Source organism: Variovorax paradoxus, from assembly GCF_009498455.1.
Classification (GTDB): Bacteria; Pseudomonadota; Gammaproteobacteria; order Burkholderiales; family Burkholderiaceae_C; genus Variovorax; species Variovorax paradoxus_H.
In genome coordinates, this window is the sequence record NZ_CP045644.1 from 5,978,097 (window position 1) to 5,996,126 (window position 18,030).

Annotated in this window: 18 protein-coding genes; 8 read left to right on the plus strand and 10 right to left on the minus strand. The window is 70.0% G+C overall.

From position 1 onward, the window contains the following. Nucleotides 1–49: 49 nt before the first annotated feature. A complete protein-coding gene (locus GFK26_RS27635; RefSeq protein ID WP_153284771.1) occupies nucleotides 50–643 on the plus strand; it encodes a TetR/AcrR family transcriptional regulator in 594 nt (197 codons plus the stop codon). On the opposite strand, the gene tssF is transcribed toward GFK26_RS27635, so the two are convergent. Both tssF and tssE read right to left on the minus strand, forming a co-directional pair. Further along, the gene (gene tssF / locus GFK26_RS27640) at nucleotides 640–2,520 is read right to left on the minus strand and encodes a type VI secretion system baseplate subunit TssF (RefSeq protein ID WP_153284772.1); all 1,881 of its coding nucleotides are present in this window, start codon (nucleotides 2,518–2,520) and stop codon (nucleotides 640–642) included. The two genes, GFK26_RS27635 and tssF, sit on opposite strands and share 4 nt — an antisense overlap. Before the next feature lie 67 nt (nucleotides 2,521–2,587). Further along, the gene (gene tssE, locus GFK26_RS27645; RefSeq protein ID WP_153284773.1) at nucleotides 2,588–3,178 is read right to left on the minus strand and encodes a type VI secretion system baseplate subunit TssE; all 591 of its coding nucleotides are present in this window, start codon (nucleotides 3,176–3,178) and stop codon (nucleotides 2,588–2,590) included. Here tssE and GFK26_RS27650 point away from each other — a divergent pair. The 3 genes from GFK26_RS27650 to GFK26_RS27660 all read left to right on the plus strand — a co-directional run bounded on the left by GFK26_RS27650 (nucleotide 3,177) and on the right by GFK26_RS27660 (nucleotide 6,444). Continuing rightward, entirely contained in the window at nucleotides 3,177–3,476 is a 300-nt protein-coding gene (locus tag GFK26_RS27650; protein ID WP_153284774.1) for a hypothetical protein, read from the plus strand. The two genes, tssE and GFK26_RS27650, sit on opposite strands and share 2 nt — an antisense overlap. Before the next feature lie 167 nt (nucleotides 3,477–3,643). Then, nucleotides 3,644–5,029 carry a DUF2868 domain-containing protein gene (locus GFK26_RS27655; protein WP_153284775.1) on the plus strand — a complete coding sequence of 462 codons (1,386 nt, stop codon included), beginning with the start codon at nucleotides 3,644–3,646 and terminating at the stop codon, nucleotides 5,027–5,029. Continuing rightward, on the plus strand, nucleotides 5,026–6,444 hold the full coding sequence (locus GFK26_RS27660) for a GTPase/DUF3482 domain-containing protein (RefSeq protein WP_153284776.1): 1,419 nt from the start codon (nucleotides 5,026–5,028) through the stop codon (nucleotides 6,442–6,444). The genes GFK26_RS27655 and GFK26_RS27660 overlap by 4 nt, the downstream gene beginning before the upstream one ends. A 9-nt stretch (nucleotides 6,445–6,453) precedes the next feature. Here the strand turns inward: GFK26_RS27660 and GFK26_RS27665 are convergent, their stop codons facing one another. Beyond that, complete coding sequence (locus GFK26_RS27665) at nucleotides 6,454–7,245, minus strand: crotonase/enoyl-CoA hydratase family protein (RefSeq protein WP_265590114.1); 792 nt, start codon at nucleotides 7,243–7,245, stop codon at nucleotides 6,454–6,456. Nucleotides 7,246–7,380: 135 nt separating this feature from the next. Here GFK26_RS27665 and GFK26_RS27670 point away from each other — a divergent pair, with 135 nt between their 5' ends. After that, nucleotides 7,381–8,400, plus strand: a complete 1,020-nt coding sequence (locus GFK26_RS27670) for an AraC family transcriptional regulator (RefSeq protein WP_153284777.1) — start codon at nucleotides 7,381–7,383, stop codon at nucleotides 8,398–8,400. Here the strand turns inward: GFK26_RS27670 and GFK26_RS27675 are convergent. Then, nucleotides 8,397–9,392 carry a sialic acid TRAP transporter substrate-binding protein SiaP gene (locus GFK26_RS27675; protein WP_153284778.1) on the minus strand — a complete coding sequence of 332 codons (996 nt, stop codon included), beginning with the start codon at nucleotides 9,390–9,392 and terminating at the stop codon, nucleotides 8,397–8,399. The genes GFK26_RS27670 and GFK26_RS27675 overlap by 4 nt on opposite strands. 203 nt (nucleotides 9,393–9,595) lie before the next feature. Here GFK26_RS27675 and trhA point away from each other — a divergent pair, with 203 nt between their 5' ends. Beyond that, nucleotides 9,596–10,219, plus strand: a complete 624-nt coding sequence (gene trhA / locus GFK26_RS27680; protein ID WP_153284779.1) for a PAQR family membrane homeostasis protein TrhA — start codon at nucleotides 9,596–9,598, stop codon at nucleotides 10,217–10,219. Nucleotides 10,220–10,222: 3 nt separating this feature from the next. On the opposite strand, the gene GFK26_RS27685 is transcribed toward trhA, so the two are convergent. The 5 genes from GFK26_RS27685 to bla all read right to left on the minus strand — a co-directional run bounded on the left by GFK26_RS27685 (nucleotide 10,223) and on the right by bla (nucleotide 16,153). Continuing rightward, on the minus strand, nucleotides 10,223–11,224 hold the full coding sequence (locus tag GFK26_RS27685) for a tripartite tricarboxylate transporter substrate binding protein (RefSeq protein WP_153284780.1): 1,002 nt from the start codon (nucleotides 11,222–11,224) through the stop codon (nucleotides 10,223–10,225). Nucleotides 11,225–11,258: 34 nt separating this feature from the next. Next, nucleotides 11,259–12,506 carry an acyl-CoA dehydrogenase family protein gene (locus GFK26_RS27690; protein WP_153284781.1) on the minus strand — a complete coding sequence of 416 codons (1,248 nt, stop codon included), beginning with the start codon at nucleotides 12,504–12,506 and terminating at the stop codon, nucleotides 11,259–11,261. A gap of 11 nt (nucleotides 12,507–12,517) precedes the next feature. Further along, entirely contained in the window at nucleotides 12,518–14,089 is a 1,572-nt protein-coding gene (locus tag GFK26_RS27695; RefSeq protein WP_228121797.1) for an AMP-binding protein, read from the minus strand. A gap of 135 nt (nucleotides 14,090–14,224) precedes the next feature. Continuing rightward, on the minus strand, nucleotides 14,225–15,226 hold the full coding sequence (locus GFK26_RS27700) for a LysR family transcriptional regulator (protein ID WP_153284782.1): 1,002 nt from the start codon (nucleotides 15,224–15,226) through the stop codon (nucleotides 14,225–14,227). Nucleotides 15,227–15,265: 39 nt separating this feature from the next. After that, nucleotides 15,266–16,153 (minus strand): class A beta-lactamase, encoded by an 888-nt coding sequence (bla, locus tag GFK26_RS27705; RefSeq protein WP_153284783.1) that lies wholly within the window; start codon nucleotides 16,151–16,153, stop codon nucleotides 15,266–15,268. 172 nt (nucleotides 16,154–16,325) lie between these two features. Between bla and GFK26_RS27710 the strand changes: the two genes are divergently transcribed. Together GFK26_RS27710 and GFK26_RS27715 are read left to right on the plus strand one after the other, a co-directional pair. Beyond that, entirely contained in the window at nucleotides 16,326–16,685 is a 360-nt protein-coding gene (locus GFK26_RS27710; protein WP_153284784.1) for an ArsR/SmtB family transcription factor, read from the plus strand. 43 nt (nucleotides 16,686–16,728) lie between these two features. Then, nucleotides 16,729–17,274, plus strand: a complete 546-nt coding sequence (locus tag GFK26_RS27715; RefSeq protein WP_228121798.1) for an SRPBCC family protein — start codon at nucleotides 16,729–16,731, stop codon at nucleotides 17,272–17,274. Nucleotides 17,275–17,294: 20 nt separating this feature from the next. Here GFK26_RS27715 and GFK26_RS27720 read toward each other — a convergent pair whose 3' ends face one another. After that, nucleotides 17,295–17,918: a hypothetical protein gene (locus GFK26_RS27720; RefSeq protein WP_153284785.1), complete on the minus strand. Its 624-nt coding sequence runs from the start codon at nucleotides 17,916–17,918 to the stop codon at nucleotides 17,295–17,297. Nucleotides 17,919–18,030: the final 112 nt, after the last annotated feature.

Sequence of the window (18,030 nt, forward strand, 5' to 3'; positions counted from 1 at the left end):
ATGTAAGTTAAATATTAATCCACAAACAGACTGCATGTAAATTAGGGTCATGGCAAAAATCCCGGCACGCACCAACCGCGAACGCACCGAAACCACCCGCCTCGCGCTGACCGAGGCGGCCCGCACGCTCTTCGTCGGCAAGGGCTACGGCGACACCTCCACGCCAGAGATCGCCATGGCCGCCGGCATCACGCGCGGCGCGCTGTACCACCACTTCAACGACAAGCGCGACCTGTTCCGCCAGGTCCTGCTGCTCGAGGCGCAGGCGGTCGCGGCCGACATCGACGCGGCCACGCCCGACGAACTCGGCCCGCGCGAGGCCCTGCTTGTGGGCAGCGAGGCTTACCTGAAAGCGATGACGGTGCCGGGCCGCACCCGGCTGCTGCTGATCGACGGGCCCGCCGTGCTGGGCATGGCGGAGATGATGTCGATGGACGACGCCACGTCGGCGAACTCGCTGCGCCAAGGGCTGGCGCGCGCCGGAATGGGCCGCGGCGAGGTGTCGCTCGATGCCCTCGCCCGCCTGCTGTCGGCTGCCTTCGATCGCGCGGCGCTGGAGATCGATGCCGGCGCCGATGCCGCCAAGGTGCGGGCCGCCATGCTGTGGCTGCTCGAGCAGGCGCTCCCGCCCAAGAAGAACTAGACCGCGCCTCGCCCGCCCATGCGCACGGGCCACTTCGCCACCGTGCCGCGCTGCATCGATTCGAGCGTGGTCTGCGTGAACACGTTGATGCTCACGTGCCGCGCGAGGTAGTGCTCCAGCACCAGCCCCAGCAGGTACGGGCTCGTGCCCGAGAACCCTTCTTCATCGACGCTCAGCGTGCATTGCACGCCGCGCCCATAAATCAGCGGCCCCGCGCCCGGCAGGCGCCGTGTCACGGGTTCGATGCGCGAGCCGACGAGGCAATCGATCTGCCGGCGCAGCACGTCGTTGTCGGCGGTGACGAACAGCCGCAGCATGTCGCGCAGCGCCTGCGCGCCCTCGCGGTGCGGCAGGTCGGCCAGCGGCAGGTGGTTGAAGCCCAGCTGGCGGATCAGCCGCCACGCGATCTCGCGCTGCGCGAAGGGCGACTTGGGCGTGCTTGGCGGGCGAATGAGGCCCACGGCCGACACCGGAATCGAATCGGCCACCGCCAAATCAGAGTGCCCGTTGCGCGGCACGAGGCACGGCAGGTCGCGGTTGGTCAGCATCGCCTTCACCGACAGATAGCGCAGGCTCTCGGGGTACGGCGCCTCCTGCTGGTCGACCAGCGACAGGAACACCTCGGTGCCGATGTACGGCGTGCGCGTGCCGTACTTGCGCGCCGTTTCGGACACCAGCCGCGGCTCGCGCCGCACCGAGAAATAGCGGCCGTGGTTGCCCTCGTCTTCGTTGAGCGTCTGGTAGAGCGGGCGGAAGTCGATCTCGGCCGTGGTGCGCGCCTGCTGGCCGGCGATGCGCTGCACCGAATACACCTCGAAATCCATCGGCCGCGAACGGTCGGGCACGAGATGGAACTCGGTCTGCGCGGTGTCGAGCTCGATGCGGTCGGTGCGCCGCTCGAACAGGTTGACCACCGGCGTGCTGAACAACGCGAACTGCGCCGCATCGACCAGCGCCCCCAGCGCGCCGGGCGGCTTGCTCAGCAGCACGACGATCTCGACCTCCTTGCCGGCAATGCGCGCCAGCCCCGGCGCGAGCTGCGTGAGCGTGAAGAAATAAAAGCGCTCGGGACAGGCGAAGTATTCGTGCAGCAGGTTGTGGCCGTGGAAGGTGTTCCACGCCAGCGGCAGCAGGCCCTCGCCCGGCGCCAGCCCTTCGTGCACCAGCGCGCCTTCGGTCACCACATGCGGCCGGTCCATCAGCTGGCCCGGCTCGCCGACGAAGGTCGCGACGGCCGAGGTGTGCAGCAGCTCGAACAGGTGCGACGCCACCTGCTCATTGCCGCGCAGGTAGATCGGCAGCCGGTCGAGCCCCGACAGTGCGGAAAAACCCATCTCGCCCACGATGCGCAGCCGCAGGCGCAGCGCGCCCGTCACCTGCACGTGCGGCGGCACGTAGCGCTCCAGCGCCGGGATGTCGGGCGGCGCGCCGGTGAGCCGCGCCTCGACGATCTCGAAGGGCCACAGCGTCACGTCCTGGCTGGAGCGGAACTCGCACGGCGTCTGCTCGCCCGCGGGCACGCGTGCATGAAAAGCCGTGCCGCGCGGCACCACGAAGCCGCGCGTGAAGTCGCCCTCCTTCACGCTGGGATGCAGCTGCGCCACGGCCATCGACGGCGTGGGGCTCAGGTAGTTGGGATACAGCACCTCGAGCAGGCGCTGCGTGAAGCGCGGAAATTCGGCGTCGAGCTTGATCTGCATGCGCGCCGACATGAAGCTGAACGACTCGATGAGCCGTTCGACATACGGGTCGGCCACCTCGATGCCATGCATGCCCAGGCGGCGGGCGATCTTCGGGTGCGAGGCGGCGAACTCGCTCGCCGCCTCGCGCATGTAGACGAGTTCCCGGTTGTAGTACTCGAGGAGTTGCGGATCCATGACGGTGAGCCTTCCCTGGCGGGGTGTGAAGTGAGATGAAAGAAAACGAAAGACGGGTGATCGCGCGTCAGTCCGCCGCGCCGACGATGCGCATGCGGTTGGTCTCGAGATCGACCGCGCTCTGCACCGTGAACGCCAGCGGGTACGGCTTCAGGTAGATGAGCGCGCGGATCTCGAACAGCAGCACGTTGTAGGCCTCGGCCGCGCCGTCTTCCTTCATGAGCGGCACCACCTGCACGCTGTCGGGAATCAGCCGCGGCTCGTAGTCGCGGATGGCGCGGCGGATGATGCGTTCGATGTCCGCCCACTTGCGCTCCGACAGGTAGCTGCCGGCCAGCGGCGGCACGCCGTAGTTCACGGTGGAAGACGCCGCATCGGCATGGCGCACGCGGTCGATCAGGTCTTCGGCGTTGGTGGTGTTGAACAGCAGGGCCAGGTCGCGCTGGATGATCTCCCGCATCTGGGCCGGCGTGGCCGTGTACTCCGACGGCAGCTCGGTGGTGCGGCTGGGCGCGTCGTCGCGCAGGCGGTCGAACAGCGTGGGCAGCAGCTGCGCGTTGACGCGCGGCGGGGCCGGTGCGTCTGGCCCGCGGAGGGCGCGGGCGCCGGGGTGCGCGGGGTGGGAACCTGTGAACGGGGAATGCTCGGTGAGCCGCATGACCTTGCCTTTTCTGGAAGGGGCAGAGTCTTGCGTGGATGCCCGCCGCTCATTGCAAACAATGGTCACACAGCGGGCAGGAGGCGCACGCGCACGCCTCGGGCGGGCATTTGTCGTCGCATCCGCGCTTCGCGAGTCCTACAGCACGCACCGCCCCTCGCCGACACCCGCGCGCCGGCTGTCGCCCGATGCTGGGTCATCGCCAACCACTAGGAGCCCTCGCGTGAATTCCATCATCTACATCGTCGGTCTGGTCGTGGTCGTCGTGGCCGTGCTGTCGTTCTTCGGCCTGCGCTGAAACCCGCCGACCGCGCGTCCTTTCCTTTGCTGCACGCGCAGCGCAACGGGGCCGTTCGCGGCCCCGTTGGCCGTGCGCCGGGCCTTGCGAAGCGCCGGGCATAATTTGCGCGCCCCGCCGCTGCTTTCCTGCGCCGGGGCGTCATTGGCGAAGAAGAAGGGACCCTGTTGACCACCACCGCACTGCGCGAACCTGATTTTCCGGATGCGGTGATCACCGAAGCGGTCCAATGGACCGAACAGAACGGCCCGCTCGACGACGCGTCGGCCCTTCGCACCGCCGCCTCGCGCAGCGCCGACGGCCACTCCCGAATCATTGAACGCGCCCGCCAGCTCGGCGAGCGCATGGGCCTGCAGGCCGAACTCGCGCGCGGCCGGCAGTGGGCGCCGTGGGTCTTGCTGGCCCTGGTGGCACTGGTCGTGATCGCGGGGCTGGGCCTCGCGGGCCAGGTGGTCGGCGGCAACGACCGCCACATCAACGTGATCGTCGCGCTCGTCAGCTTGCTCGGCCTGCACGCGCTCACGCTGACACTGTGGCTGGTCGGCCTGTGGCTGCCGTCGGGCACCTTCGGCACGGCCTCGCTGGGCTGGCTGTGGCTGTCGCTCACGGCGCGCGTGGCGGGCGGCCAGCGCGGTCAGGCGCCGCTGCTGGTGCGTGCGGCGACGGGGCTGCTGACACGCGCCCGCCTGCTGCCCTGGGCCTTCGGGCTCGTGAGCCACGGCATCTGGGCGCTCTCGTTCGCCGTGGTGCTGGCCGCGATGCTGTTCGCCCTCGCCTTTCGCAGCTACACGCTGAGCTGGGAAACGACGATCCTCGAGCCCGCCTTCTTCGTGCGCGTGGTGCAGGCGCTGGGCTGGTTGCCGGCGCAGTTCGGCTTTCCCGTGCCTGATGCGGCCACGGTGCAATCGGCGGTGCCGGTTGCTGCGGCCCAGCGCACCTGGGCGCTGTGGCTCACCGGTTGCATCGCGGTCTACGGCCTGCTGCCGCGCCTGGCGCTGGTGCTGCTGAGCGCCGCCGTCTGCCGCCACCGGCGCCCGGCCCTGCAGCCCGACTGGCAGGCGCCCTACTACCGCAAGCTGCTGGCCCGCTTCGCCGCGCTGGCGCCGCCCGCCATCGTCGATGCCGACCCAGGCCGCGCGCACCCCGCCGCGCCCACCGGCCTGCCGGCGTCCGAGCAGCACGACGGCCTGTTCGTCGTCGGCTTCGAGCTGCCGCCCGACATGCCGTGGCCGCCGGCCGGTTTGCCGGCATCGTCGGCCCGCATCGACGGCAGTGCCCCGGCGCGCCGCGCGCTGCTCGACCAGCTTGCGCAAATCCACCCGCGCACCGTGCTGCTCGTCTGCCATGCGGCGTCGAGCCCCGACCGCGGCACCGAGCGCTTCCTGCGCGAGGTGCTGATGCATTGCGGCGAATGCCGACTCTGGCTGGCCGACGCGCCCAACGCTGCCGCCACGCAACGCTGGCGCGACTGGCTGCGCGACGCCGGACTGGCCCACGTGGTGGCGAGCGACCGGCTCGATGCCGTCTTCACGGAAGGCACCGCCACCGCATGACCGAACCGATCCGCATCGCCGTCGTCGGCCACACCAACGCGGGCAAGACCTCGCTGCTGCGCACGCTCACACGGCGCGTGAGCTTTGGCGAGGTGTCGCAGCGCCCCGGCACCACGCGCCATGTCGAGTCGGTCGATCTCGAGGTGAACGGCCAGCCGGCCGTGCGCTTCTTCGACACGCCGGGCCTCGAAGACGCGGTCGCGCTGCGCGAACATCTGGCCGGCCTCGACGCCACCGCGCAAGCCACGCCGCCCGAACGCATCCGCCGCTTTCTGCAAGGCCCCGAGGCGCACGGCGTGTTCGAGCAGGAGGCCAAGGTGCTGCGCGCGATGCTCGACATCGACGCCGCCTTTCTCGTGATCGACGTGCGCGAGCCGGTGCTGCCCAAGTTCCGCGACGAGATCGAGCTGCTGAACTCCTGCGCGCGCCCGGTGCTGCCGGTGCTCAACTTCGTGCGCGATGCCGCCAGCCGCGAGCCGGCCTGGAAAGAGCTGCTCTCGGCCTACGGCCTGCACGTGCAGGTGCGCTTCGATGCGGCAGCGCCGTTCGTGGGCGCCGAGCACGACCTCTACAACGACCTCGCCACCCTGCTGCGCGACCGCCGTGACGTGCTGCGCGGCGTGGTCGACGCCCTCGACGCCGAGGCCGACGCGCGCCGCCAGTCGGCCTGCACGCGCATCGCCGACCTGCTGGTCGATGCCGCGTCCGTCCGCCGCACCGTGCCTGCCGCCGAGTTCGCCGACGCCACGCGCCGACAGGCGCTCATCGCCGGCGTGCAGAAGGACGTGTTCGACAAGGCCCAGCGCTGCACCGACGACCTGCTTGCGCTCTACGGCTTCCGCCAGGACGACGCCGACGAAGCGCCCCTGCCGATCATCGAAGGCCGATGGACGCTCGACTTCTTCAACCCCGAGGCGATGAAGGACGCGGGCCTGCGCCTGGGCAAGGGCGCGGTCATCGGCGCCGCCGTGGGCGTGGTGGCCGACCTCGCGGTGGCGGGCCTGTCGCTGGGCGCGGGCGCGGCGCTGGGCGGCGCCATCGGCGGCGCGGTGTCGCAGGGCTGGGGCCCGCTCGGGCGCAAGCTGGCCAACAAGCTGCGCGACATGCACGAACTCACGGTGGAAGACAGCGTGCTGTTCACGCTCGCGGCGTGGCAGCTGCAGCTTGCGCAGGCGCTGGAACGGCGCGGCCATGCAGCGGTCGAACGCATCCGGGCCGAGGCCCCGTCGGTGGACGACGACGACACGCTCATGCGCGCCGCCGCAGGCGCCGTGCGTGCCGTGCAACCCGCGCGCAGCCATCCCGAGTGGGAATCGACCGGCGCCCTCACGCGCAGCTTCTGGCGCCCCGCGCCGCAGCGCGAGGCGCTGGCGGGCACGCTGTCGATCGAACTGCAGCGCGCTTTCGAGCCCTGAGGCCGGGCCTCAGCCCGCCACCTGCTCGGGCGTGACCTTGGCGAGCGACTTGTCGACGAACGCCCCCAGCCGCGTCTGCACTTCCGCGCCGGTCTGCACCACCGCCGCCATCAGCGATTCGGCGAACATGCCGTCGGTGGCCGACATGTCGGCGATGCGGCTGATCGACGTCACCATCGCGTAGTTCGACAGCGCCGCGTTCTTTGCCACGCGCTTGGCCAGCACCATCGCGGCACGCAGGCTCTCGCCGGGTGCAGCGATCTCGTGCGCCAGGCCCAGCGTCTTGCCGGCGCGGGCATCGAGCACGCGGCCGGTGAGCATCATCTCGACCATGCGGCCCGGCGTGATGATGCGCGCCACGCGCACCGTCGCGCCGCCGCCGGTGAAGATGCCCTTCTGCCCCTCGGGCAGCGCGAAGTAGGTCGACGGGTCGGCCACGCGCACGTGCGTGGCCGCCGCCAGTTCGAGCCCGCCGCCGACCACCGCGCCATGCAGCGCCGCGACCACCGGAATGCCGCCGTACTGGATCTTGTCGAAGGTGCTGTGCCAGCGTTGGCACACGCGCATGAAATCGACCGCCGTGCGCTCCTTGTCGTGGTGCTCCTTCAGGTCGAGCCCGGCACAGAAATGCGGCCCCGCGCCGGTCAGCACCACGGCCTTGGCCTCGCGCGGGAGTGCGGAGAACACGGCGTCCAGCGCGGCCAGCGTGGCCTCGTCGATGGCGTTGCGCTTGGCGGGACGGTTCAGGGTCACGACGGCGACCTCTTCGTCCATGTGCAGGGTGACGTTCCGTTCGATCACGGCAGGGCTCCTTGGTTGTTGCGGGTTCCGCCACGGGCATGTGGCGCTTCAGGGCTACGATAGCCTTGGGTGCCACGCCATTGCTTGCAGATCGCGCCCATTCATTTGCAGAATCCGCCAACCGTTCTTTCACCCATGCCACCCGAGCGCGCCACCGTCGCCGTCAGCTTCCTGCAGCACCTGCTGAGCGGTGCACGCCGTCAGCTGAGCCCGCGCGACATCGACGCGCTGGCCGCGCAGGCCGGCCTCTCGCCGCAGCTGCTGCGCCAGGAAGGCGCGCGCGTCACGCGCGAGCAGTTCGTGCGCATGTACGAGTGCGTGTCGCTGTTCATGGGCGACGAGATGCTGGGCCTGTGGTCGCGCCCGATCCGCGCGGGCGCGCTCAAGTACCTCGGGCTCAGCCTGCTCGATGCGCCCTCGCTCATGGTCGCCATGTACCGCTTCACGCGCTTCTGGAACCTGCTGCTGGACGACCACCGCCTGCGCATGACGCGCGCCCACGGCGTGGCCACGATCGCCATTGCGCCGCACCCGGAAGCCGCCGCGCGGCCCACCACGCCCTTCGGCCATGCGCTGATGGTCAAGCTGATCCACGGCGTCGCCTCGTGGCTCATGGGGCGGCAGTTGCCGGTGCTGGGTGTCGGCTTTGCGTTCCCGCGCCCGGCGCGCTTCGACGAGTACGCGAACCTGTTCCCCGGCCCGCTGCAGTTCGAGCAAGACACATCTTCGGTGCGCTTTGCCGAACCCGTGCTGCGCCAGACCTTCCAGCGCACACGCGCCGAGCTGCTCGACTTCGTGCGCCGCGCGCCCGACGACTGGATCTTCGTCACCTTCGACCACGACACCACCAGCGCCACGGTGCGCGAGTTCGTCGCCGCGCACCTTGCATCCGATGCCACGCTGGGCGCGGCGGCGCGCGCGGTGCACATGTCGGAGCGCGCGCTGTCGCGCCAGCTCGCGGCCGAGGGCACGAGCTTTCGCGCGCTGAAGGAAGAGGTGCGCCGCGACCTCGCGATCCAGCGCCTCGTGAAGACCCGCGAACCGATCGATCGCATCGCCGCCTCGGTGGGCTTCGACAACACGCCGGCGTTCCACCGCGCCTTTCGCACGTGGACCGGCAGCACGCCGCGCGGCTACCGGCAGCGCGCGGGTTAGTGGGAAGTCCCGGCCAGCGCCTGCAGTTTGGCGAAGTCACCCGGCCGCGCGCCCATCTGCTCGGGCGTGGACCGTTTCGCCACGCGCTCCAGCAGCGGCAGGCGGTTGACCGGCTGCACCGTCATGCCCTTGCTGCGCAGGAACTGCTCGTCTTCCAGCTCGCTGGCAATCACGCCGACATTCGTCCACTTGGCCGTGTCGGCCAGCGTCTTCTCCACCATCGCCTGCTGCGGCGGCGTGAGCCGGGCCCAGGCGGCCTTGCCGATCACGATGCCCAGCGTGTCGTAGATGTGGCCCGTGAGCTGCACGTACTTCTGCACCTCGTAGAGCTGCTTGGCGCGCACCGTGCCCAGCGGATGCTCCTGCGCCTCGACCTCGTTCTTCTTGAGCGCGCCGTACAGGCTGTTGAACGGCAGCGACACGGGCTTGGCGTCGAGCGCGGTGGCAAAGAGCTGGTAGGCCGCGGCGTCGGGCACGTACAGGCGCAGGTCGCGAAAGTCTTCGGGGCGCTGCAGCGGCCTGCCCGAGGTCACCTGCCGCGCGCCGTAGTAGACCGACGCGACCATGCGGTTGCCGCTGCGCTCGTTGTAGCCCTTCATCAGGTCCGCGAGCAGCGGGCTCGCGAGGTACTTGCGCACGTGGTCCAGGTCCTTGAAGGCGAAGGGGTAGCTGCCCAGGCCCAGCGGCGGATAGCCCTCAGCCAGCGTGGCCTGCCCGACGTAGGCGATCTGCATGGAATCGTTGGCGAGCATCAGCGCGTAGTCGCGCTCCTGCCCCAGCCTGGATGCGGCCACCACCTCGATCCTGATCTTGCCGTCGGACTGCTCGGCGATCTTGCGTGCCGCCAGTTCGGCCTGCTGGTGAAAGATGCTCGCGGGCTCGTAGATGTGGCCCCACTTGAACTGCTGCACTTGCGCGGAGACAGTGACCGCGCACCCCATGGCGACGCACAGGACAGCAGTCCGGCGCCACGACATCAAACATTTTTTCATCGGCAGTCCCTCACGGTGAGAAGGCCCGCCGGCACGGGTGCGCCAAAGCACGCGGCGGGTGTCGGGAACGCATCCCGGCCGCTGAATGTAAACATTTGCAACCAGAAGCCGGAGAGGGTTTGCCCGGTCACGCGGCAGTCATGGCCGCTGCCTAGGATCGCGGGCGCCCGACGCGCCCTCCTCCTTCTCTCTCACCGCACCCCATGTACCCCGGCGAACGACTCAACGGCTACAGCCACCTGTTCGGCCTGCTGCTCGCGCTGCCGGCCGCCGCGCTGCTGCTCGCCAAGACGCTGCCCACGGGCGACCCGGCGCGCATCGCGGGAGGCCTGGTGTTCTCGCTGTCGGCCGTCGCGCTGTACGCGGCCTCGACGCTCTTTCACAGCACACGCGGCCGCAGCAAGCGCCTGTGGGAGCGCGCCGACCATTGCGCGATCTTTTTGCTCATCGCGGGCACCTACACGCCCTTCGCGCTCGTCACGCTGCAAGGGCCCTGGGGCTGGTTGCTGCTCGCGGCGATCTGGAGTGCCGCGTGCTTCGGCATCTGGCGCGAGCTGAAACCCGCCAGCGCCGGCGCAGAAAAGAAGCCCTCGCTGCCGCTGTACATCGGCATGGGCTGGCTCGGCGTGCTGGCCGCGGCGCCGCTCGCGGCGAAGCTGCACGCCACGGGGCTGGCGTGGCTGGTGGCGGGCGGCGTGCTCTACACGGTGGGCACGGTGTTCTATCGCAACCGGCTGGGGCTGCGCCACGCGCACGGCGCCTGGCACCTGTTCGTGCTGGCGGGCACCGCGAGCCACTACGTGGCCGTCGGCTGGTTCGTGCTCTGAGCCTTACAGCGGCTGCAGCTTCGCGGTCTTCATCATCCGTTCGGTCAGCTCGATCTCGCTCGCGAAGGCCTGCACGTAGGCCTCGGGCGTCGACGGGCTCACCTCGCTGCCCAGCTCGGTCAGCGCCGTGATCACCGCCGGCTGCTTCAGCGCCTGGCTGAACACTTCGTAGAGGCGTGCAGCGATGTTGTCGGGCGTGCCCGCCGGCACCGACACGCCGCCCCACGACGTGAGCTCCACACCGCGCAGGCCCAGCTCGGCCAGCGTCTGCACCTGCGGCAAGGCCGCGTTGCGCTTGGTGCCGGCCACGCCGAGCGCGCGCAGCTTGCCGCCCTGCACATGCGGAAACGCCACCGAGAAGATCGGCATGCCGAAGCTCACCTGGTTGCCCAGCACGGCGTTGACGAGTTCCGATGCACCCTTGTACGGCACGTGCGTGGCCTGCACGCCCGCCGCCTGCAGGAACAGCTCCACGCCCAGGTGCGAGGGCGTGCCGACGCCGCCCGAGGCGTAGTCGAGCTTGCCGGGGTTGGCTTTTGCACGCGCCACCAGCTCCTGCATCGTCTGGATGCCCGAGGCCGGGTTGACCACCAGCAGCACGTCGGAGGTGGTCAGCCGCATGATGTGGCGGAAGTCCTTCACGGCGTCGTAGCCGGGGTTCTGCTGCATGCGCATGTTGGCGGCCATGGGCGCGGCCGAGTAGATCCAGGTGTAGCCGTCGGGCGCAGCGCGCGCGACCTGGCGCGCGCCGATGTTGCCGGCCGCACCGCCGCGGTTCTCGATGATGACCGGCTGGCCCAGCAAGGGACCGACCGCTTCCGCGAGGATGCGTGCGCCGTTGTCCGGGCCGGTGCCGGCGAGGTACGGCACGACCCACTTGACCGGGCGGGTCGGCCGCCAGGCGGATGCGTTCGCGGCGCCCGCTGCGCGCGCAACGGCCGGCAGCAGCGCGGAGGCAGCGATCGCGCCGCACAACGCGCGGCGATTGGCATGGAAGGTATTCATGGCTTGTCTTGTCTCCTGATTTTCTGCTTCGGTCTCAGGCCGCGTCGCCGATCAGTTCGCGCGCGATGATGTTCTTCTGGATTTCGCTCGTGCCCGTGAGCACGCGGTACATGCGCAGCATGCGGAACAGAAATTCCACGCGCCGCCCCTGCACGATGCCTTCGCCACCATGGATCTGCACCGCCGCATCGGCCACGCGGAACGCGGCCTCCGAGCAGAACAGCTTGGCCATCGAGGCCTCGGCGCGCGGGTCGCCGCCGGCATCGATCTGCCGCGCGGTCGACAGCATCAGCGCGCGCGCCGCGCACAGCTGCGTCGCCATGTCGGCCAGCGAATGCTGGATCGCCTGGAACTGCGCGATGGCGCGACCGAACTGGCGGCGCGTGCGCGCGTAGTCGCGTGCGTCCTTCAGCGCCACGGTCGCCAGCCCCACCATGCCGGGGCAATGCAGCAGCCGGTTGACCGTGATGCGCCCCAGCGCGAGCGCCAGCCCCTTGCCGGGTTCGCCGATGAGGTTCGCGGCCGGCACGCGGCAGCCGGTGAGCACGATGTCGCCCGTGGTCGACTGGCCCGCCATGGTCTTGTAGCCAGCCTGCACCTCGACGCCCGGCTGCGTCAGGTCGACGAAGAAGGCCGTCACCTCGCGGCGCGCCGGATCGTCCGACGTGGACGCCATCAGTACCGCGAAGTCGGCAAACGGCGAGCCCGAGATGAAGCGCTTGCGCCCGTCGAGCACGTACACATCGCCCTCGCGCCGCGCCGTCGTCTGCACCGCGCCGGCATCGGAGCCGGCCTCGGCTTCGGTGAGCGCAAAGCAGATCGCTTTTTCGGCCTGCGCCACGGGACGGATGAAGTTCGCCATCTGTTCCGGCGTCGCGAACTTGGCGAGTGCACCCACACGCGGCGGCCCGCTGAGTTCGCCGAACACATGCGGCGCGAGCGGCGAGCCGCTCGAATAGATCGACTCCTTCACCAGCACATGGTCAAGCAGCGACAGGCCCAGCCCGCCCATGGCTGTGGGCAGCGTCATGCCGTAGAAGCCCATCGCGTGCGAGCGGCGCCAGACGTGGCGCAGCGTTTCCTTGTCGGGGCAGTGCTCGTGGTCGATGCCTTTCTCGCGCACCAGGTCGGCCAGTTCGCCGTTCAGGAAGTCGCCGATGCGGGCGATCAGCTCGGCCGCGCGCGGCGAGCCCTCGAAGGGGCCGTCGAACAGCGGCGCGCGGATGGCCGAAGCCTCGGTGGCTGCGGTAGGGGCGGCGGAAGGTGTCAGCGTGGTGTCCATGTCGTTCTCTTTCAGTTGACGCGGCGCGCGTGGCCGGCCCAGTACGGCGTCTGGATTGCCTTGCGTGCGACCTTGCCGTTGGCGTTCTTCAGCAGCGAATCGACAAACTCGATGCGGCGCGGCCGCTTGAAGCCCGCGAGCCGTGCGGCGCAGAAGTCGTCGAGCCCGGCCGTGTCGGGCGAGGCGCCCGGCTTCAGCACGATGTGCGCGGCCACCGCTTCGCCCCACTTGTCGTCGGGCACGCTGAACACGCAGGCCTCGGCCACCGCCGCGTGCTGGTACAGCACGGCCTCGACCTCCGAGGGGTACACGTTGAAGCCGCCGCTGATGACCATGTCTTTCTTGCGATCGACGATGTAGATGTAGCCCTCGTCGTCGGCACGCGCGAGGTCGCCCGTGTGATAACGGCCGTCCTTCAGCACCTCGGCCGTGAGCTCGGGCGCGCGCCAGTAGCCGGCGAACACGTCTTCGCCGCTCACCACGATCTCGCCCACTTCGCCGGGCGCGACCGGCCGGCCTTCGTCGTCGACGATCTCCACCAGCGATTCGAGAAACGGCCGGCCGCACGAGGCCAGCCGCTCGGGCATGGCGGCGCGCGCGAACAGGTGGTCTTCCACCGAGAGGCCGCACACGCCCGAGGTGGTTTCGCCCGCGCCGTAGCCCTGCGACAGCACGGGGCCGAACACGTCCATCGCCTGCATGATCCGCGCGGGCGCCATCGGCGCGGCGCCGTAGCCCAGGCGATGCAGGTCGGGCAGCGGCCGGTAGCGGCCCTGCAGCTCGGCCAGCAGCATGTTGATCATGGTGGGCACCATGAAGGTGTGGGTCACGCGTTCCTTCTTCATGTCGTCCAGGAAGCGCCCGGGCTCGAAGCCGGTGAACAGGCGGATGGTCGCGCCGCTGCACAGCGCCGGCACGATCTGCATGCCCGAGGCGTGCGTGATCGGGCCCACCAGCCCCAGCAGGTCGCCGGGGCGCATGCCCTCGCTGCGCGACAAGAACTTGCGCAGCTGGGCCAGCCGGTTGCCGAAGGTCTGCATCGCGGCCTTGAGCACGCCGCTGGAGCCCGAGGTGTAGTGCAGCACGGCCAGCTCGTCGGCACGCACGCGCTCCGTGGTGAAGGCGTCGCTGGCGAGCGCCAGCTGGCCTTCGTACGAAGCGGGCGTGCCCTCGGCCGCGTCGAGCAGCAGCAGCTTCGGGGCGGCGCCCTTCAACAGCGGCAGGAAGGTCTCGGCGCGCGCGGCGGTGGTGACGATCAACGTAGCCTCGCTGTTCGCGATGACTTCGGCCACCTCGACCGGCGCGAGCCGCGCGTTCATCGGCGCTTTCACGAGCGCGGCCTTGTAGCAGGCCAGCTCCAGCTCGACGATCTCGATGCAGTTGGGCAGGTACACGCCCACGCGGTCGCCGCGTTGCAGGCCGAGCCCGCGCAGGGCATTGGCCAGCCGGTTCGCGCGACGGTCGAGCTGTTCGTAGGTGCAGGCGCGCTGCGGCGTGGTCACGGCGATCTGCCGGGCATGCAGGCGGGCAGCGCGGGATGCGAGTTCGCCAACGTTGGCGATCTCGGGCGAGAGTGAGGGCAAGTTGTCTCCTTGTGGCAGGTGCCTGTGCACCTTCGGGAGAACTGTCGCAGGCAACGCCGCTACACAACAAATACCGATTGCTGATGCGCGGCCATCACAAAAGATGATGACCCCGCCGCGCGACCCTCTCGCCTGCTATGGCTGGGGCTTGCCGTCGCCCAGGAACTGCGCGTCCCAGCGGCCCGAGGCGATCATCGATCGCGCCTCGTCGGCCAGCACCTGCATCACGACCTGCGTGGCCGCGTCGGGCGCCTTGCCGACCGGCGTGGCCAGGTGGTACGTGCGCAGCAACTCGGGCTCCACGATGCGTGCGATCAACCAGTTCGGCTGCTCCCCCGGCCCGTCCGAAAGCGCGCAGGCGGGCGAAACGGTGAAGCCCGCGCCCGCCAGGTAGAGCGAGCGCAGCACGCGCGCCGAATCGTGTTCGTGCACCACGTTGAGTTCCACGCCCACGGCCTCGGCCGCCGCCTCGACGCGCTGGCGGATGCTGAAGCGGCGCGACTGCAGCACCAGCGGCAGGCCCGCGGCGCGCGCGAAAGGCACCGTGGGGCGCACGGGCGCGCCCTTCTTCGCACGCCCACCCTTCGCGCTTTTTCCGAGCAGCGCCGCCACCTCGCCCTTCGCATCGAAGCCGCAGAGGAACATGCCTTCGCGCACGAAGGGGCGCACATCGAGCCCTTCGACGCTCGCGGTGTCGACCAGCAGCCCGATGTCGGCACGGCGATCGACCATGGCCTTGCGCACCATCAGGCTCAGGTCGTCGATCACGAACACGCGGATGCGCGGGTGCGACTGCTTCAGCCGCGCCAGCACCGGCCCGAGCAGCAACGACGCCAACAGGAACGGCACCGCCACCGTGACCGAGCCCTCAGGCCCGTCGGGCGCGCGCTGCAGCCGCTCGCGCATGGCTGCGGCATCCGACAGCAGGCGCCGCGCGTCCTGGTACAGCTGCAGCCCCGCGGCCGTCGGCGTCACGCCCACGTGCGAACGGTCGAACAGCTGCGTGCCGAGTTCAGCCTCGAGCTTCTTGATCTGCGCGGTCAGCGCGGGCTGCGCCACGTACAGCGACGCGGCCGCGCGCGACAGGCTGCCGGCTTCGAGCACCGCGATGAAATAGCGAAGAGACCTCAGGTCCATGGGGCGGCAAGGGAAAGATGGGAGCCGCCCATTGTGGCCTCAGCCCGCGAGGGCCTTCACCGCGATGCGCGTGGCCGAGGCGACCACGTCGTTGCGGCCCTTCGCGTCCTTGTCGGGAAAGGTCAGGTAGACCGACAGCACCAGCGGCGCGCCCGACGGCGGCCACAGCACGCCGACGTCGTTGGTGGTGCCGTACGAGCCCGCGCCGGTCTTGTCGCCCACGCGCCAGCCGGCGGGCACGCCGGCCAGGAAGCGCTCGGTGCTCGTGGTGTTGCCGAGCAGCCATTCGCGCATCTGCTCGCGCTGCGGCGCGCCGAGCGCGTCGCCCAGCGCGAGCCGCTGCACGCTGTCGGACATGGCCGCGGGCGTGGTCGTGTCGCGCGGGTCGCCGGGGATGGCGGTGTTCAGCTCGGGCTCGGTGCGGTCGAGGCGGAAGGTGGTGTCGCCGATGCGCCGCGCAAACGCGGTGACGGCGGCCGGCCCGCCCAGCACCTTCAGCAGCAGGTTGGCGGCGGCGTTGTCGCTGTACTGCATGGTGGCGGCGCACATCTCGTTCACGGTCATGCCGGTGGCGAGGTGCTTCTCGGCGACCGGCGAGTGCGAGACCAGGTCGCCCTTGCCGACGCTGATGCGGCGCCCGAGCAGGCTGGCGTCGGTCGTGCTGCGTTCGAGCACGGCCGCGGCGAGCATCAGCTTGAAGGTGCTGCACAGCGGAAACCGCTCGTGCGCGCGGTGTTGCAGGCGCACGCCGCTGCCGGTGTGAAAGCCGGCCACGCCAAGCCGGCCGCCGCAGGCACGCTCGAGTTCGGCGAGCTGTGCGCCAGCCTCGGCTTGCGCGCCCTTCTTCGGCCAGGCGCTGCAGGCGCCCGCGAGCGGGGTCGCGGCGACGGCGAGCAACAGGGTGCGGCGCTGGATGAGGGTGTTCATGGGTTGGTCTTTCGTTCGCGAGTGAATGGAATGAAAGGCATCGTAGGAGCGCAGCCGCCAAGCTTCCAGCGCCCGGTGCGTGCAGGGCGTCCCGGGTGTATCAGGTGTAACGCCACGCAATCATTCAACCTTCAGGTTGAATTTTGTTGAGCATCGATCTATATTCAACTTCATGGTTGAACTTGAAATCGAAGACGAACGGCTCGACGCCGTGTTCCACGCCCTGGCCGACGGCACGCGGCGCACCATGCTGCAGCTGCTCGCGCAGGGCGAATGCAGCGTGGGCGAGCTGGGCGCGCCGTTTCGCATGTCGTTCGCGGGCGCCTCCAAGCACGTGAAGACGCTGGAGCGCGCGGGGCTGGTGTCGCGCACCGTGCAGGGCCGCGCGCACGTGTGCCGGCTCGAACCGGCGGCGCTCGCCACGGCCGATGCGTGGCTGCGCGCGTACGAAGTCTTCTGGAACCACCGCCTGGACGCATTGGCGCAGGCGCTGCAGCGCGAGGCCGGCGACAACGGCCGCGGCCGCGCGTGACCCCCTTCCCTCTCCTCTTCATCCACCCAAGGAGCACCGACCCATGACCATGACCCTGAAACACAGCCTGGGCACGCAGACCGAGCCCGGCACCCTGCGCATCGAGCGCACCCTGCCCGCGCCCGTCGAGCGCGTGTGGACCTACCTTGTCGATCCCGAGAAGCGCCGCACCTGGCTGGCCGGCGGCACCATGGCGCAGGCACCGGGCGCGGTGTTCGAGCTGCGCTTCCAGCACACCGAGCTGTCGGGCGAAGTCGCCCCCGAGCGCTTTGCGGCGTACCGCGAGACGCACGTACAGAACTCGCGCGTGCTGCGCATCAAGGCACCGACCCTGCTGGTCATCAGCTGGGGCAACGAACACGAAGACGCATCCGAAGTCACCTTCGAACTGTCGCCGCAGGGCGAGCAGGCCACGCATCTGGTGCTCACGCACCGCCGCCTGCCCGACCGCAAGGAAACGCTGAGCGTGGCCAGCGGCTGGCATGCGCACCTGGGCGTGCTCGACGAGGTGCTGCACGGGCAAAAGCCGCAAGGCTTCTGGACGCTGCTGGACGCCGCCGAGGCCGCCTACGCAACGCACATCCGCTGAATGAAGACCGTCGGGCCTTGTCAGGCCCGGCGGGCCTGCTCCGAAGGCTCGCGGCAGGGCTGCACGCGCACCGCGCGACTGATCACGTGCCGCTGCTCGCGCGCGCCCTTGAGCATGCGCTCGGCCTCGCGCTTCCCGTGCGGCACCGGTGCGCCCTCGCCCATTTCCGACACCGCCACGAACACCGTCCGGCCGCCTTCGAGCACCGCCTGCGTCTTCGGCTGCGACTTGCCCGCGTACAGCGGCGCATCGTCGATGTAGGCCTCGAGCGAGTGCGCGCCCGGCGCCACGCACAGGCGCGTGAAGCCGTTGGGCATCAGCGCAGCATGGAACTCGCCGTCGACATACACGTGCGCGGGGCCCGTGCTGGGGCTGGCCGTGGCGCTGCGGAAGAAAACCACCTGGGCCAGCTCCGGCACCACGGCAGGCGCGGGCCGGTACACGGCGCCCTTGCGCGAAGCCGGGGCGCGCACCGCGGCGGGTGCGGCCATGAGCATCGGCTCGGAGGGCGGAGGCAACGGCGGCAGCGGCGCGGACGCCGTGACCGCGACGGGGCCGCAGCCCGCGGCGACCATCGACAGCGAGAGCACCCAGCGTCCCGGCCGCATGCGCTGGTGAAAGGAAAAGAATCGGGACAAAGACATGAAACGCTCCAGACGCTTCCGCCAAAGGAAGCGCCGTTCAAGAAATAGAAACGAAGAAAAAATGAAAGCCGTGAACCCCACGGCAACGCGCGACAGCCGCACCAGGCGGCTG